At 64.8% G+C, this 14661-nt stretch carries 14 protein-coding genes and 1 pseudogene; 3 read left to right on the top strand and 12 right to left on the bottom strand.

Translation table 11 applies throughout. The features are described from left to right. Window positions 1-414 precede the first annotated feature (414 nt). Both QWY79_RS11490 and QWY79_RS11495 read right to left on the bottom strand, forming a co-directional pair. Entirely contained in the window at window positions 415-1149 is a 735-nt protein-coding gene (locus tag QWY79_RS11490) for a Crp/Fnr family transcriptional regulator (RefSeq protein ID WP_290272832.1), read from the bottom strand. A 210-nt stretch (window positions 1150-1359) separates the two neighbouring features. Then, window positions 1360-2079 carry a Crp/Fnr family transcriptional regulator gene (locus QWY79_RS11495; protein ID WP_290272834.1) on the bottom strand — a complete coding sequence of 240 codons (720 nt, stop codon included), beginning with the start codon at window positions 2077-2079 and terminating at the stop codon, window positions 1360-1362. 524 nt (window positions 2080-2603) lie between these two features. On the opposite strand from QWY79_RS11495, the gene QWY79_RS11500 reads away from it, so the two are divergent. Next, the gene (locus QWY79_RS11500) at window positions 2604-3647 is read left to right on the top strand and encodes a diguanylate cyclase domain-containing protein (RefSeq protein ID WP_290272836.1); all 1044 of its coding nucleotides are present in this window, start codon (window positions 2604-2606) and stop codon (window positions 3645-3647) included. Window positions 3648-3689: 42 nt separating this feature from the next. Here the strand turns inward: QWY79_RS11500 and QWY79_RS11505 are convergent, their stop codons facing one another. After that, complete coding sequence (locus QWY79_RS11505; RefSeq protein ID WP_290272839.1) at window positions 3690-4790, bottom strand: DUF8606 domain-containing protein; 1101 nt, start codon at window positions 4788-4790, stop codon at window positions 3690-3692. Between the two features lie 300 nt (window positions 4791-5090). Here QWY79_RS11505 and QWY79_RS11510 point away from each other — a divergent pair, with 300 nt between their 5' ends. Then, window positions 5091-5651 (top strand): glycoside hydrolase family 24 protein, encoded by a 561-nt coding sequence (locus QWY79_RS11510; RefSeq protein ID WP_290272840.1) that lies wholly within the window; start codon window positions 5091-5093, stop codon window positions 5649-5651. Between the two features lie 68 nt (window positions 5652-5719). On the opposite strand, the gene QWY79_RS11515 is transcribed toward QWY79_RS11510, so the two are convergent. The 6 genes and pseudogenes from QWY79_RS11515 to QWY79_RS11540 form a co-directional block, all read right to left on the bottom strand. After that, on the bottom strand, window positions 5720-6151 hold the full coding sequence (locus tag QWY79_RS11515; protein WP_290272842.1) for a DUF7282 domain-containing protein: 432 nt from the start codon (window positions 6149-6151) through the stop codon (window positions 5720-5722). 100 nt (window positions 6152-6251) lie between these two features. Then, window positions 6252-7001 carry an anti-sigma factor gene (locus QWY79_RS11520; RefSeq protein WP_290272844.1) on the bottom strand — a complete coding sequence of 250 codons (750 nt, stop codon included), beginning with the start codon at window positions 6999-7001 and terminating at the stop codon, window positions 6252-6254. Beyond that, a complete protein-coding gene (locus QWY79_RS11525) occupies window positions 6998-7615 on the bottom strand; it encodes a sigma-70 family RNA polymerase sigma factor (protein WP_290272846.1) in 618 nt (205 codons plus the stop codon). The genes QWY79_RS11520 and QWY79_RS11525 overlap by 4 nt, the downstream gene beginning before the upstream one ends. A gap of 112 nt (window positions 7616-7727) precedes the next feature. Then, on the bottom strand, window positions 7728-8078 hold the full coding sequence (locus QWY79_RS11530) for an AzlD domain-containing protein (RefSeq protein ID WP_290272848.1): 351 nt from the start codon (window positions 8076-8078) through the stop codon (window positions 7728-7730). Continuing rightward, window positions 8071-8817, bottom strand: a pseudogene (locus QWY79_RS11535) (AzlC family ABC transporter permease). The gene QWY79_RS11530 and the pseudogene QWY79_RS11535 overlap by 8 nt, the downstream one beginning before the upstream one ends. Next, window positions 8814-9344 (bottom strand): helix-turn-helix domain-containing protein, encoded by a 531-nt coding sequence (locus tag QWY79_RS11540; protein WP_290273443.1) that lies wholly within the window; start codon window positions 9342-9344, stop codon window positions 8814-8816. The pseudogene QWY79_RS11535 and the gene QWY79_RS11540 overlap by 4 nt, the downstream one beginning before the upstream one ends. Before the next feature lie 307 nt (window positions 9345-9651). Between QWY79_RS11540 and QWY79_RS11545 the strand changes: the two genes are divergently transcribed. Further along, window positions 9652-11010 (top strand): PepSY-associated TM helix domain-containing protein, encoded by a 1359-nt coding sequence (locus tag QWY79_RS11545; protein WP_290272850.1) that lies wholly within the window; start codon window positions 9652-9654, stop codon window positions 11008-11010. 89 nt (window positions 11011-11099) lie between these two features. On the opposite strand, the gene QWY79_RS11550 is transcribed toward QWY79_RS11545, so the two are convergent. The 3 genes from QWY79_RS11550 to QWY79_RS11560 form a co-directional block, all read right to left on the bottom strand. Further along, a complete protein-coding gene (locus QWY79_RS11550) occupies window positions 11100-11426 on the bottom strand; it encodes a YnfA family protein (protein WP_290272851.1) in 327 nt (108 codons plus the stop codon). Between the two features lie 70 nt (window positions 11427-11496). Beyond that, window positions 11497-13236 carry an NADP-dependent isocitrate dehydrogenase gene (locus QWY79_RS11555; protein ID WP_290272854.1) on the bottom strand — a complete coding sequence of 580 codons (1740 nt, stop codon included), beginning with the start codon at window positions 13234-13236 and terminating at the stop codon, window positions 11497-11499. A gap of 159 nt (window positions 13237-13395) precedes the next feature. Then, window positions 13396-14637 (bottom strand): threonine ammonia-lyase, encoded by a 1242-nt coding sequence (locus QWY79_RS11560; protein ID WP_290272856.1) that lies wholly within the window; start codon window positions 14635-14637, stop codon window positions 13396-13398. Between the last annotated feature and the right edge of the window lie 24 nt (window positions 14638-14661).

Here is a 14661-nt window from a genome sequence, read left to right on the forward strand (position 1 = left end):
CTTCTTTGCCTCATGCACCATGATGTTGTGCCTGTGTCGTAGGGCGTATTCGTTGTCGTGGAGCCCCGATGGCTTGGATCAACTTCCTCCTTGGCCTGACCCGGTTGGTCGTAACAAAGACCCTCTCGCGCGGTCGGCAGCATGTGACTGGCTTTAAGCGGCGCAGCAGGGGCTGTGTATAGTGCTCAAAGCAGCAAACAGATGCGTGTCAACTGATGCTGATGCCCCGATCCCATCATGGGCGCCAACAATCGCTTCGCCCGCGGTACGCTGCTGGAACCCACCACGCGCCTGGTGACTCTGGCGAAAGTGTCGGCCATGGAGTCACTCGACTTGGCTTCCTGGCTTGCGCACCGCAGATGGCCAGGAGGATTGATGAGCCAGTAAATCAGCACGACCGTCTACATAGCACCATCACGACGTTCCCGCTGGCGCGCTTCCTTCCGTAATGACCCGGCGGTAGATGCTCCGGTCGTCGGTATAGCACCCGCAGGCGGCCTCGATCAGGCCCGCCCGATCCAGCACCGTGATATCCCCGCGCTGATAACTGATCAACCGGCGCCCCTGAAGCGCCATGGCAGCCAGGGTGATGCCGGCGCGCCGCACCCCCAGCATCATGGCCAGAAACTCGTGGGTAAGGTGCAGCCGGTCCGAGTGCGCACGATCCTGGGTCATCAGCAGCCAGCGCGCCAGGCGCGCCTCGACCTGATGAAAGTGAGTACACGCCGCCACCCGACCGAGCTGGTGCATCTGCACATAGAGATAGCGCTTCAGCAGTACCTGAAGCGCCGTGCGCTGTTCCAGGTGGCCGCCAAAGTCAGCCACCGGCATGCGCAGGGCCTGCCCTGCGCCCTGCACCAGGGCGCGCAAGGGCGACTCCTCGAGTCCCAGGATCAGGGGCATTCCATACATCCCTTCACTGCCGATCATGGCCACTTCCAGCCGCTCACTGTCGCTCAGACTGGCAATCAGGGAAATGAAGCAGTCGAGGGGAAAATAGACATGCAGAATCTTCCCGCCGGGTTCGGTAATCACCGCACCAAATGTCAGGTCGATGGTCTCGCAGTCGGCAAGGAAAGGCGCTCGGTCCTGAAGCGGCAAGCTGTCGATAAGGCCGTTGGTCAGCGGGCTGGGGATAAGGGACTGCATGGGTGCGCTCCTGGTGAGGAACCGGCAATCGGCACATGGCGGGCAACCACCAGGCTCCGAGGCCGACGGCAGCCGGGGTGATCAGGCAATCCCCGAAAAGCTACCGAATGAACAATGGCATGTTCATCGTCATGTCGTCGGTGCGCCAGGAGACACACGAGGGAAAAGTGTTGCTCGAGCACGCTATCGCGCCTCGAGGAAATGGCTCCATCACCCGGGAGGATGGTAGCTCAGTAGGCGATCGTACTCTTTCTTGACGGTCGCATAGCACTCACAGACCCGTGCTTCCAGGCCAGGCCTGTCCAGGATACTGATGCGACCACGATGGTAGGCAATCAACCCGGCCTTCTGCAGCTTGCCGGCCGACTCGGTGACTCCCTCGCGACGCACGCCAAGCATGTTGGCGATCAACTCTTGGGTCATGATCAGTTCGTGGCTCGGCAAGCGATCCAGGCTCAGCAAGAGCCACCGACATAGCTGCTGGTCCAGGCTGTGGTGTCGGTTGCATACCGCCGTCTGCGCCATCTGGGTGATCAGGGCCTGGGTATAACGCAACAACAGGTACTGGAGCGTCGAGGCGCGATCGAACTCATCTTTCAGCAATTGCCCCTTGAGGCGATAGGCGCTGCCAGCGCTTTGTACGACGGCTCGGCCCGGCGTGGTTTCGCCGCCCATGAACAGCGAGATGCCGACGATACCCTCGGCCCCGACGACGGCAATTTCCGTCGAGTCACCATCTTCCATCACGCACAGTAGCGATACGATGGAGTCCGTCGGGAAATAGACATGGCGCATCACCTTTCCCGACTCGACCAGCGAGTCCCCCAGTGTTAGCACAACCCGTTCGAGGTGGGGTGCCAGGCGCTGGTATTCATCCTTCGGCAGGGCTGCCAGCAGGTGATTCTGACGAGGGTCATGTTGCGAAGTCATGACGAATACTCCCGTATCAGGCAAGCCCCCGGCAAAGGGGGAGAAGAGCGGAGGTGTCCGACGGTGATTGACGGACCGAGTCAGCCGCTGGAGCGTCTTGCTGGACTTGAATCGGGTCTCGGGCAAGAGGCAGGACGGCCTTCATCGCAACATCAGGAAGCCGACAAGCCATTGATATATCAGGAGAAGTGCTGGCTCACAGGAGCCTGGCTGCATTTCCCACCCGCCGACTGAGTCGCTGGAAACGAAGACCATGCTTTGTACGCTAGCGCACGGAAGCAACGCCGTCACGCCACTACGCTCGTTGGATAGCGGCCAGGCTTCCAGGCAGGGCTCGGGCCAGGCAACGTTATCCCGGCGGAAATCGGACATCGGCAGAACAGGGAACCGGCTTATGGTAATACACGCCCTTCTGATGACCATGTCCCTTGTCTCAAGCCCTCGAGCACCCAGCGGACCCTGCCATCCCCGCTCACCTCATGAGGATCTGCCCCAAGGGCCAGGCGCGTCCCCGGGCCAAGTGCATGAGTAACGGCGCGATGCTTGAGGGCGCCACCGGGACACCACTCGGTTCCGCCTCCTTCCCTGCCGAGCAGCGATGGGCGAGGGCGGCCCTCGACGCTATCAGCGATGCCGTCCTGATCATCGACCTCCGCGGCACAGTCACCTACATGAACCGAGAGGCGGAGACCCTGACAGGCTGGTCACTACGCGAGGCCACCGGAGCGCCAGTCTCGCGGGTGTTGCCTCTCGTTGACGGCATGACAAACCGAACGGCCATCATCCCCGGACGTCGCGCCATCGAGCAGAACCGAACGGCAGGCTTCACCCTGGATTGCGTGCTGGTCCGCCAGGATGGCAGCAAGCTTGCGATCGAGGATTCCGCGGCGCCCATCCGCGACCGTGAGGGGCGCGTTACCGGCGCCGTGATCGTGTTCCGCGATGCCACTCGCTCACAGGTCATGCTGGAGAGAATGGCCCACCTCGCGCAGCATGACCCGCTCACCGGACTGCCCAACCGTGCCCTGTTGACCGAACGGCTCTCCCGGGCCCTTGGCCTGGCCCGACGTCACCGTCACCTGGTCGCTCTGCTCTATCTCGACCTTGACGCTTTCAAGCCCATCAATGATTCGTTCGGCCATGCCGTGGGGGACAGCCTGCTTCAGGCGGTGGCGAGTCGTGTTCAGGAGTGCATGCGCGACATCGACACCGTGTGTCGCCAGGGTGGCGACGAATTCGTGGTCCTGCTTGCCGAGATCAATCGACCCGAGGATGCCACCCGAGTCGCGGAAAAACTGCTGGCCGTCCTTGGCCGGCCGTTCTGCATTCATGGCAATCAGTTCCATGTCACGCTCAGCATCGGCATCAGCCTCTACCCGGATGATGCCGACGATGCCGATGCCCTCATGCACAACGCCGACACGGCCATGTACCACGCCAAGCGCAATGGCCGAAACGGACATCACTGCTTCACGGCCGAGATGCATACTGGCTCGCTGCAAAGCAGGCGCACCGAATCAGGCCTGCAACGGCCTTTTCAGCCCTCGCAACTCGTTCTCGACTTCTAACGATGTGCCGGGCGTTCCGCCGGTATCGGATGCGGGGCTCACTTAATCCGCCAGGCCCCAGGTCTGCTTCAAGCGCGAGACGGTATGCTCCCATTTCGGCGTGGTCGGCTTGCACACGGTATTCTGATTGCCGAACAGGCCGACCTCGCTGAATGCCTGAGAAGTGGGGAATGAGGCGATCCAGCGGACCGGCACCAGGTATTCTGCCGTGTCCGCGCCATGCTCGTCGCTGAACTGATAGAGATGCGGGTATTCAGCGGCTGTGGTGAGCTCGGTCAACAGGGTTGGACCCTGCTCGGTCGAGACCCGGAACTCGTCGGCCCGGCAGCGTTCTCCGGTTACCTCGGCAACGCCCACATAGCCGGTTTTGGGGATATTGACCCAGACCTGGTCACCTTCCGAGAGCATGGAGAGGGTTTTCGAGTACCAGCTCGCACCACCCCCGGCGATAAACCCGTGCCGGCGTGCCAGCTCCCAGGGTCGGTCATCACCGAAGGAGGCATAGAACTCGCCGTTCCAGGGCTCGCGGCGTGGCTTTCGAGCCAACGGTTGTGGCGGCTCGTCGGGGTCGATCATCCAGGCCCGGCTCAGATACTGGTTGCCCTGGTCCTCGAAAGCGGCGAAGAACAGGGCGTTGATCGCGAGCTGGGCATGGTCGTTGAGATAGTTGATGATGCGCTCGCTACTGGCGTCGAGCTGGGTGGCCACCACGACCATCTGGTGGTTCTCATTGAGGGCAACGCTATCCAGCGTGATGCCGAACTTGCCCTCGAAGGCGTCCTCGAGAGACGCATGAGGGCGCTGATAGCGTTCGGCGAAGGCCTGATAGATGTCGATGAGCTGGTAGTCGGCGAGGGTGACCACCCAGGCGGCATAGTCGATGGCCTGGGCCACCACGTCGCGAGGTGTCTTGTCGCGCTTTAGTTCGATGATGATGACGTTGCCATTGGCATCCAGGGCAAGCAGGTCGATCATCTTGTCGAAGTCGGTGCGAACCTGTCGGCCGATCAGTAGCCAGTCCTGATTGAGGATGGCGATGTCCTGCATGATCTGCTCTTCGAGCTGCCCTTCGTCGGCCAGCCCCGTGGGCCGCAGCTTCTGTGGCGTGTGGCCGAGTTTCCAGATTCCCTGTTCGATTCCCATTGTGGTGTTCCCCTTGTCGTGCCTTGTCGCTGTGATGCCGCCCCGTCCGTTGCCACTACCTTGGTGGCAATGGACAGGGCCGGGTGGCATGCCTGTCGATTGTGACCGGTTTTCTGCCTCTCTTGGGAGTCTTCTTGTCGGCATTGCCAGCGCGGTACGCCTGCATACCCAGTGTCCCCCCTGACCACACCCGCCTGTTATGCTGCGAGGAACGATCGCGGGGCAGGATGCAGGGTGCTTCCCGGGTGCCTTTCGGGGAGGGCTGCGCGGTCGGCGGGTCGGTAATGAAAGGGAATCATCATGCCGCGTATCGAGGCTCGAGCCGCCGGAGGGCGGGATGTCTGTGCCTTTCTGGACATGCTGGCGCATGCCGAGATCGGTGAGGCGATGCTGGCGCTGTCCGATGATGGCTATGACGTCCTGGTGGGGTCGCTACCCGGGGCGATGGAGACGTTCTCGAGCTATGCCGAGCATCCCCTGATCGAGGCTGAGGCCATCGAGTATGCCCCCGGTCTGTGGTCGACGGCGGCGGGGCGTTATCAGATTCTGGCTCGCTACTGGCGGCACTATCAGCCGTTGCTGGCGTTGCCGGATTTCGGCCCCGAGAGCCAGGATCGTTATGCGCTGCAGCAGCTGCGCGAGCAGCGTGCCCTACCGTTGATTCAGTCCGGTCGACTGCGTCGCGCCATTGCGGCCTGCGCGAACATCTGGGCGAGTCTGCCCGGCGCCGGCTATGGCCAGCACGAGGTGGCGTTCGAGGAGTTGATGGTGGTCTATCAGCAGGCCGGTGGCCGGCTGGCGTCGCGTGATTATCACTGGTTCGAGGCGGTGATGCAGGCGGGTAGTGCGCCGCATGAATAAAGGGACCCCGTGGGGTCCCTTCGCTGTGCGACGTAGAAGCCAGTCAAGGATATAGAGTGCGAGCGGGATTACTCGGCGGTGATGGTCTGGGTGACCAGTTCGCCGTCCATCTTGATCGGGCCGTCCTCGGAGGCGCCCAGGGTGTATTCGAAGATGCCGGTCTTCATGCCGCCGTCTTCGCCGTGCACCATCAGCATCAGGTGGTCGCCGGCGCTGACCTCTTCGGTGAGCAGGGCGGTGACGTGCATGTTCTTGCCTTTCTGGAGCGGGGCATGGCCGACCACCGGGCCGGGTTTCATGCTTTCGTCGGTGCGGTGCACCACCAGCCAGCCGTTGGTGTTGGTCATGACCTTCTCGGCCGTTACGGCGCCGCCGGAAACGGACTGGTCATCGGCCCAGACCTGGGGATGCTTGTCGCCGTGCATGTCGGCTTGTGCCAGGCTGGCGCCGACCAGCAGTGAAGCGGAAACGAATGCGCTTGCCATCAGCTTGGTCATCATTCTCTTCTCCTTGGTATCCGAGCATGTTCCCACCCTGTGGTGATGGGGACATGGTCAGATACGCAGGGAGGGCGCCGCGGGTTTCAGCGGATACCCGAAATCAGAGGTTACGCGTGGCCGGGTAGAGGTAGCCATGGATGGCCGGGCCGGTAGGCTGGCCGGTCGGTGAGCCGCCCGGTGGCTCGACGCTGATGCCGAAGGTGGCGCGCTTGAGCAGCTCGGGGCTGTACTCGCTGAGGGCGTTGGCGGCCAGGCTCAGGTCGTCGTTGAGCACGCCCACGGAGCGTGGCTTGGGACCCAGGGAATCTTCCTTGATCCACATCTGATAGCTCTTGTCGGGCAGTGGCTCGGCCGCGACGGCCTGCACGTGCAGGTCACGACTGGGCAGCTCCACCGAGACCATGAAGGCCGGCTGCTGGTCGTTCTGCTGGAAGACCGCGACGAAGGGTTCGCGAGCGTCCTGCGGCGGGAAGGGGGCCAACAGCAACACGGCGAGCACCAGGGCGGCGGCCGTGGCCAGGCCGGTGCCCCATTGCCAGAAGCGCAGGCGACGCTGCAGTTGATGGACATTGTCGCGCGGCGCGTCGCTGTCGGTAGTCCGGGTGGCGGCGGCCCGCTCGGCCTCCAGGGCATCCAGGCGGGCCTCGATGCGCTGCAGCAGGTCGGGCCCGGGGGCGACCTCCCGGATTTCGTCGCCCAAGGGGGCAAGACGGGCTTCCCAGGCCTCGATCAGGTCATTGAGCGTGGCGTCGTCCTGGCGGCGCTGCGCGACCCGAGTGCGTTCTTCGGCGTCCAGGGTGCCGAGCACATACTCCGCGGCCAGCATGTCGAGATCGTCGCGGTCGGTCATGATGCCAGACACCCCTTGAGTTGCTTGAGGGCACGGTGCAGCCAGGTCTTGACGGTATTGACCGGCTGCTCGAAATGTTCCGCCAGGTCGGCGCGTGACCAGCCTTCCAGATAGGCCAGCCGAACCATGTCCTGGCGGCGACCCTCGAGTTCCTCCAGGCAGGCGTAGAGGCGTTGCGCATCCTCTTCACCCTCCAGGCGTTCACGGGCGCTGGGCGTATCCGAGGCGGTTTGATCCAGGATGTCGGCCGGCTCGTGGCGGGCCGTGGGGCGTCGGCGCAACTCGTCGATGGCGCGGTTGCGGGCGATGGTCACCATCCAGGTGATGGGCGAAGCCTTGAGCGCATCGAACTGCTCGGCCTTTTGCCAGATAGTGACGTAGACCTCCTGAACGACATCGTCGGTCCGCTGCTCGTGCTTCAAGATACGCAGCACGGCCCCATAGAGTTTCGCTGCGGTGGCCTCGTAGAGTCGGGCGAAGGCCTGGCGATCCTGGTCGGCGACGCCCTGCAGCAGCTCCTCGAGTTGTTCCCGGGTGATGGCACCTGGCATGGCGTCGGGGCCGGTCGAGGTGCCGGCGGCGGGGTCCGAGGCCGGGTCCGAAGCATGGTGCATGCCGCATTCTCGCTTGTGGTGGAGGCGTCGAGGCACGCGGCGAAGCGTGCCAGTCTGATCGGCAGATTGACGCGACTCGTGCGTGGCGGTCAAGTCGACCGGGCCGGGAGCTTCAGCCCTGAAGCATGTCCATCAGCAGGATGACGCTGCCATAGGTGCCGACTCCGGCGATGATCGGCCAGCCCAGCGAGCGCAGGCGGTACCAGACGATCAGGGTAGCGATGACGCCCAGCAGGGTGGCGAGCCAGGCCGTGGTATCGGGCTGGCGGGGCACCAGCGAGACACCGAAGAGGGCGGCGATCATCATCGGGCCGAGGATGCTCAGCCATTGCGGCATGGCCTCCACGCTGTCGTTGCCGTCCAGGCGCCTGAGGCGGCGCCGCATCCATAGCAGCGGCAGCAGGCGGATCAGGTAGGTGCCGAGGGCGCAGGCCAGCACGGCCAGCCAGAGCCGATTACTCATGGGAACCTCGCGAGGCGGGTGAGGCGTTCGGTCGGGCACCGAGCCTGACCAGATAGAAGCACAGCACACCACAGCCGGCAGCCAGCGGAATGCCCAGATTGGTCAGGCCATTCAGGGTGCAGGTCATGGCAATGGCGATGGTCAGCAACAGGGCAGCCGTCCAGCGTGGCGAGGTGAAGCGCGGCATCACCAGCACCAGAAATAGTGCCGGCAGGGCGAAGGGCATGACCTCGCCGAGCAGCGGCCATTGCGCCATCAGCCAGTCGCCGGCAATGGCGCCCAGGGCGGTGCCGGCGACCCAGCTCACCCAGGCCAACAGGGCGGCACCGCTATACCAGCCCAGGCGCTGGGAGGCCTCGAGTTGGGGCATGCGCGTGTGCGCCAGGGCGAAGACCTGATCGGTCAGGCCGTGCATCAGCCAGGGCCACCAGCGACTGGTCGTCAACTAGGGCGCCAGGTTCGGTCCATAGACCATGTGACGCACATTGATCAGCAGGGTCATGGCGATCAGCAGCCAGAGGGGAGCGCCGGCCGCCGCCATGCCGATGAACAGGAACTGCGAGGCGCCGGCATAGATCAAAAGCGAGATCAGAGTGGCTTCCCAGGTGGTGAAGCCGGCCTGGATCGATACCAGCCCGAAGGAGATGGCGACCGGGATGTAGCCACCCAGCAGCGGGATGGCCTCGCGCATGCCGAGCCACCAGGCAGGTGTCGTCAGGCGTCGGGTATCGGTGGTCATGGTTCGGCCTGCATGTCGGCGTAGACGATGCTCATGAGCAGCGTGGCCCAGGTGTCCCGGGTGCGGTAGAGGTGCGGCTGGTCGGCGTGGAATTCGAGGGTATCGCCGGCCCCGAGTGGCCGGATGTCGTCTTCCGGGCCGGCTTCGAGCCGGCCGCTGATCACGGTCAGGGATTCCCGGGCACCGGGCGTGTGGCCCTCGGCATGTCGCACGGTGTGGGGCGCGCAGCGCATCCAGTAGGCATCGACGCGCGGCGAGTCCTGGCCCTGGTCGAGCAGATGGACCTCCACGCCGTCTTCGCCCAGCGGGACCTTGATCGGCGCCACCAGGGTGCCGAAGGGCACATCGAGCTGCACCGCCAGGCGCCAGATGGTGTCCAGTGTCGGGTTGCCGTCGCCCTGTTCCAGGCGCGACAGGTTGGATTTGGCGATGCCCGCGGCGGTGGCCAGCTGCGAGAGCGACCAGCCGCGCGCCCGGCGCAGGGTCTGCAGGTGCTGCCCCAGGGTGCTCAGGGAAAGCCTGTCCATATCGCTCATGATCGTGAACTCGCTCGATGGCACGGTGTTCGTTATATAGAACGTTCTATATAATGAACGGCGGTTTGTCAAACGACTGCCTCACCGGTCTGCGACACCGCACCGCATGTATCGGCTCCGGTCCATGACCAGTGCCGAGATATCATGGCCGGACCCGTCCGACAGGCCATGAATTAATCTTCCAGCTCGGGAAACGCTTTGTGCCTGGCCGCGTATCTGTATCAGCCGGGGCCGGAGGATGGCTTTTGGATCGGACCTGGAGGGTGCGGGTCATCATCGTTGTGCAAGAGGATGCGTCATGAGTGGCAATGCTCAGGATCTTTATCGTGCGGTCTGGCGCTGGCATTTCTATGCCGGACTGATCGTGATCCCGTTTCTGGTCTCGCTGGCTGTGACGGGTGGCCTGTATCTGTTCAAGGATGAAATCGGCCAGTGGTGGAACGCCGATATCGTGCGGGTCGAAGCCCAGGCGTCACCCGCTGTGTCGCCGGAGCAGCAGGTAACGGCGGCGCTGGCGGCGCAGCCGGGCGAGGCGTTTCGCTATGTGCCACCGGCGTCGCCCGCTCATGCCGCCGAGGTGGATATTGCCAGTGAGGCCGGCAAGCAGGCCGTCCATGTCGACCCCTACAGCGGCGAGGTCACCGGCAGCCTGCCGTATCGCGGCAGCCTCATGTGGGTGGTGCGTTACCTGCACAGCCTGAATTATTTCGGCGAGGCGGCGAGCCTGATCATCGAGATCGTCGCTGGCTGGGCGATCCTGCTGGTGCTGACCGGGATCTATCTGTGGTGGCCACGCGGCCGACGCGGTGGTGTGGTCTCGGTACGCGGCAAGCCGGGCAAACGGGTGTTCTGGCGCGACCTGCATGCGGTGACCGGCATTCTTGTGGGCGGCTTCATCCTCTTTCTGGCGATCACCGGCATGCCCTGGTCGACGGTCTGGGGCAGCAAGGTCAACGAACTGGCCAATGGCCACAACTTCGGCTATCCCGATGGCGTGCGGGTCAATGTGCCGATGTCCGAGGTGCGTCTCGCCGAGCACAGCGATACCTCCTGGTCCCTGAAGCAGGCGCAGTTGCCCACCTCGACGCCGCCGGAGGCCGCGCCTGCATCGAGCGAAACGGGTGCCGAGCCGATCGGCCTCGATCGGGCCGTGGCGCGATTCGATGCGCTGGGGCTGGCGCCGGGGTATGCGGTGAACCTGCCGGGTTCCGCGCAGGGCGTGTACACCGGCTCGATCTATCCGGACGACCTAGGCCACCAGCGCGTGGTGCACCTCGATCAGTATTCCGGCGAGGCCTTGCTGGACATGAATTATGCCGACTATGGCCCGCTGGGGCGCGGCCTGGAGTGGGGCATCAATGTGCATCTGGGGCAGCAGTACGGCCTGGCCAACCAGCTGATCCTGGCCCTGGCCTGTGCCGGCATCGTGCTGCTGTGCGTGTCCTCGGGTGTGATGTGGTGGAAGCGTCGACCCAGCGGGCGTCTCGGCGTGCCGCCGGAACCCGGCGATCCAGGGCGACTGCGCGGCGTGCTGGCGCTGCTCGCCATCGGCGGGGTGATCTTCCCGCTGGTGGGAGCGTCGATGCTCGTCATGGCGTTGGTGGATAGCCTGGTCAGGCGTCGTGGCGGCAGAGGCACCGCCGTCGCCGGTCGCTGATCGCCGGTCGAGGAAAGGATGGCGTCACAAAATGGCCGGCCCACGCAGGTGGTGCCGGCCATGCTCGTTGAGGTGTGCACGACTTGCGCTCAGCTACCCCGTGGGGCGAGCAGGATGATCCCGGCGCCGGCCAGGCAGATCGCCGCGCCGATCAGGTCCCAGCGGTCGGGCAGGCGCTGCTCGACCAGCCACAGCCAGCCCAGCGAGGTGACGATGTAGACGCCGCCGTAGGCCGCATAGGCGCGGCCGGCGTAGTCGGCGTCGCTGAGGCTGAGCAGCCAGGCGAAGAGCACCAGGCTGGCCACGCCGGGCAGCAGCCAGAGGGCGGACTTGTCGAGCCGCCACCAGGCCCAGACGCTGAAGCAGCCGGCGATCTCGGCCAGGGCGGCGGCAACGTAGAGGACGAGCGTGCTCATGGTCGTGACACAGGCGACACCAGGGGCGGCCGGCACCTGCACGCCACAGGTGCCGGGACACGGCGGCGCATCACGCCGTGAGGCGTTCGGCGACGGCGTCGATGAAGCCCTGCATGTCGACCACGCTTTCCTTCTCGGGCTCGTTGGTCTTGCCCTTGAGATCGCCGGTGACGATGCCGTCGCCGATGGTGTCGATCAGTGCGGCCTTGAGGCGGCTGGCGTAGTCGCCCAGCTCGTCATTGCCCTCGCGTTCGGCGACGGTTTCCAGGGCATTGCCCATGGCATAGATCAGCGCCGAGGAGTTGAAGTGCGCGACCTTGCCGTCGCTCTCCTGGTACTGCAGGTAGAGGTCGTGGGCGGTGCCGTGGGGCGCCTCGAACAGCATGGTGCCGTTCTTGCTCTCGATGATCGAGCTGGCGGTGGCCAGGCTGCCGCCCAGGGCCGCGGAGATATCCGAGAAGATGTCGCCGTCCAGGTTCTGCGCCGGGTAGAGGGCGTTGCGGGGCGGGTCGGTGATCATTTTGACCAGCTGACGCGAGGGCCGCATGATCATGAACGACGGGGGCGGCGTATCGGCCTTGGCCAGCTCACGACGCGCTTCGGTGATGACGTTGCTGAACACCTCATCGTAATCCATGTACTCGCGCTTGAGGCCGAAGTAGACCTCCTTGTCCTTGCGCGAGGCGTCGCGGAAGACCTGCAGCACCCAGTCCTTGATCGCCGCGCGGTCGTTGGACATCAGCAGGATGGGGTCGCCCTTGCGGACGTGGCGGGCATGCTTCTCCTCGCCGTCGACCACCACCTTGAGGATGCCATCTTCCTCGGCCGGCGCATTGTAGCTGCCGTACTGGTCGCCGCCGCCGGCACTCATGCGCGAGATCGACACCTGGGCCTTGCGGTCCGGGATGCCGTGGCGCTTGAGCTGCTCGACCAGCTTGTACAGCTTGCGCCCGGAGGTGTTGTCCGGCACCCCCCACAGGGCGCGCTCCGGCGGGTTGGCGACCAGCCGCGCGGCCTGGGCGTCGATCAGCTCGTAGTGGTACTCGAGCCCCAGTTCCTCGACCCTGGCCTGGTAGTCGGCCTTGTAGATGTCCTCGATGGCGGCGCGCATCACGCCGTCATAGCCGGCGATGACCGTGTCCTTGAGGCCCAGGTAGATGTCGCGCTGCTCGTCGATGGCACGCTGGAAGAAGCGATGCGCCCAGGCCTTGACCGCTTCCAGGTCATTGGTGGCCAGCAGCCAGGGGTCGCCCTTGTGGACTTCGCGGCGGTGCAGTTCGACCGGGTCGCCGCTGGCGCCGACGAACAGCAGCTTGACCATGCCGGAGCCATCGGCGAGGGCATTGTGGCTGTCCTTGATGCCGCCGTCGTCCATGGTGTCGACGACGATATCGCGGCCCACCCACTGTGGACGCTCGAGCCGCAGGTTGCGGAACTCGATGTCTTCGCGGGTGATGTTGCCGCCGATGCCCTTGCGGATGGCGCCGTTGGGCGACTTGGTGGCCAGCGGATTGAGGCTGGCGCGATCGAGCGCGGGGCGCTCGGCGAGCATGGCATCGAGTTGTTCACGGTTGACCGTCATGCCGGCGTTCTTGACGCCTACGCCATGGCGGTTGAGAGCCTCGATGGCATCGGTGACGGCCTGGCCGTTGGTCGCCAGTCGGTTCTCCGCCGTCAGGTCGATCTCGACCAGATTGATGTCCAGCGGCCGGGTCACGAAGGTCTCGAGAATACGTTCGAAGGCCACCTGCGCCATTTCGTCGCCATGCAGGATGACAAGCGGGGAGGCCACGTTGATCTGTCTGCTCATTGCGCTTTCCATGTCGGTCGTAAAATGAAGGACGGGCTTGCCGCGCCAGTCGCCTGACGATCAAGCGGCATCATGTCATCGCGCATTATACGCGCCAAGTGTCCCGGCATCATGCCCGGGGCCTGTCGTCGCTCCGCGCCTGCGGCCCGGCGGCGTTGTTCAGCTATCCGCCCAGCGCTCATCGGGATGCACCTCGTTGGCCGGCAGCACCGGATCATAGCCTTCGGCGCGTAACGCTTCGATGACATCCCGGGTATGATCGCGACCCAGTGTCTCCAGCGTAGCCTCGACTTCGGTGGCACGCAGCGAGAGGTCGGTGAAGGTGCGCTGATGGGCAATGGTGATGACATTGGCGCGCTGTTCGGCGAGCAGGTTGGTGAGCTCGGAGAGGGCGCCGGGCACATCCGAGATGCCGACGCGCACGCGCACGATACGCCCGCTGCGGACCAGGCCGCGCTGGATCACCGAGGACAGGGCCAGCATGTCGATGTTGCCGCCGCACAGCACCAGGCCGACCCGGCGGCCGCGGAAGCGCTCCGGGTCGTCGAGGATGGCGGCCAGGCCGGCGGCGCCGGCACCCTCGGCGACGGTTTTCTCGATTTCCAGCAACAGCAGGATGGCGCGTTCGATTTCCGGTTCGTCGACCAGGCAGATGTCGTTGACGTGCTGGCGGATGATCTCTCGGGTCAGCTCACCGGGCTGCTTGACGGCAATGCCCTCGGCGAGACTGGCTTGGCCGCAGTGGACCGGCTCGCCGGCCAGCACTTGCTGCATGGCCGGGTAGCGTTGGCTCTGCACGCCGACGATCTCGATCTCCGGGCGCAGCGCCCGGGCGGCCACGGCATTGCCGCTGATCAGACCGCCCCCGCCGATGGGGATGACCAGGCTCTCCAGGTCCGGATGGTCCTCGAGCATTTCCAGCGCCATGGTGCCCTGGCCGGCGATGATGGCCGGGTCGTCGTAGGGATGGACGAAGACCAGGTCGCGCTCTTCGGCCAGGCGCTGGGCATAGGTGCCGGCCTCGTCGACGCCATTGCCTTCGAGGTGCACTTCGGCGCCCAGCTGGCGAGTATTGCGCACCTTGAGGTTGGGGGTGTGGCGCGGCATGACGATGGTGGCGTGAATGCCCAGGCGGGCGGCGTGGTAGGCCACCGCCTGGGCATGGTTGCCCGCCGACATCGCGATGACGCCCCGGCGGCGCTCGTCTTCGGACAGCATCAGCAGATGATTGAGGGCGCCGCGTTCCTTGAAGGCGGCGGTGAACTGGTGGTTCTCGAACTTGATGTACAGCTCGCAGCCGGTCAGCGCCGAGAGCGTGGCCGAGTGCAGACAGGGCGTGCGCACCAGCTGGTCGCGGGTGCGCTCCGCGGCTTGTCGTACGTCATCCAGGGTGACGGTCATGGGCGAGTCTCTCCATCGGGCCGG

Origin of the sequence: Halomonas sabkhae, assembly GCF_030409265.1 — a bacterium.
GTDB classification, from domain to species: domain Bacteria; phylum Pseudomonadota; class Gammaproteobacteria; order Pseudomonadales; family Halomonadaceae; genus Halomonas; species Halomonas halmophila.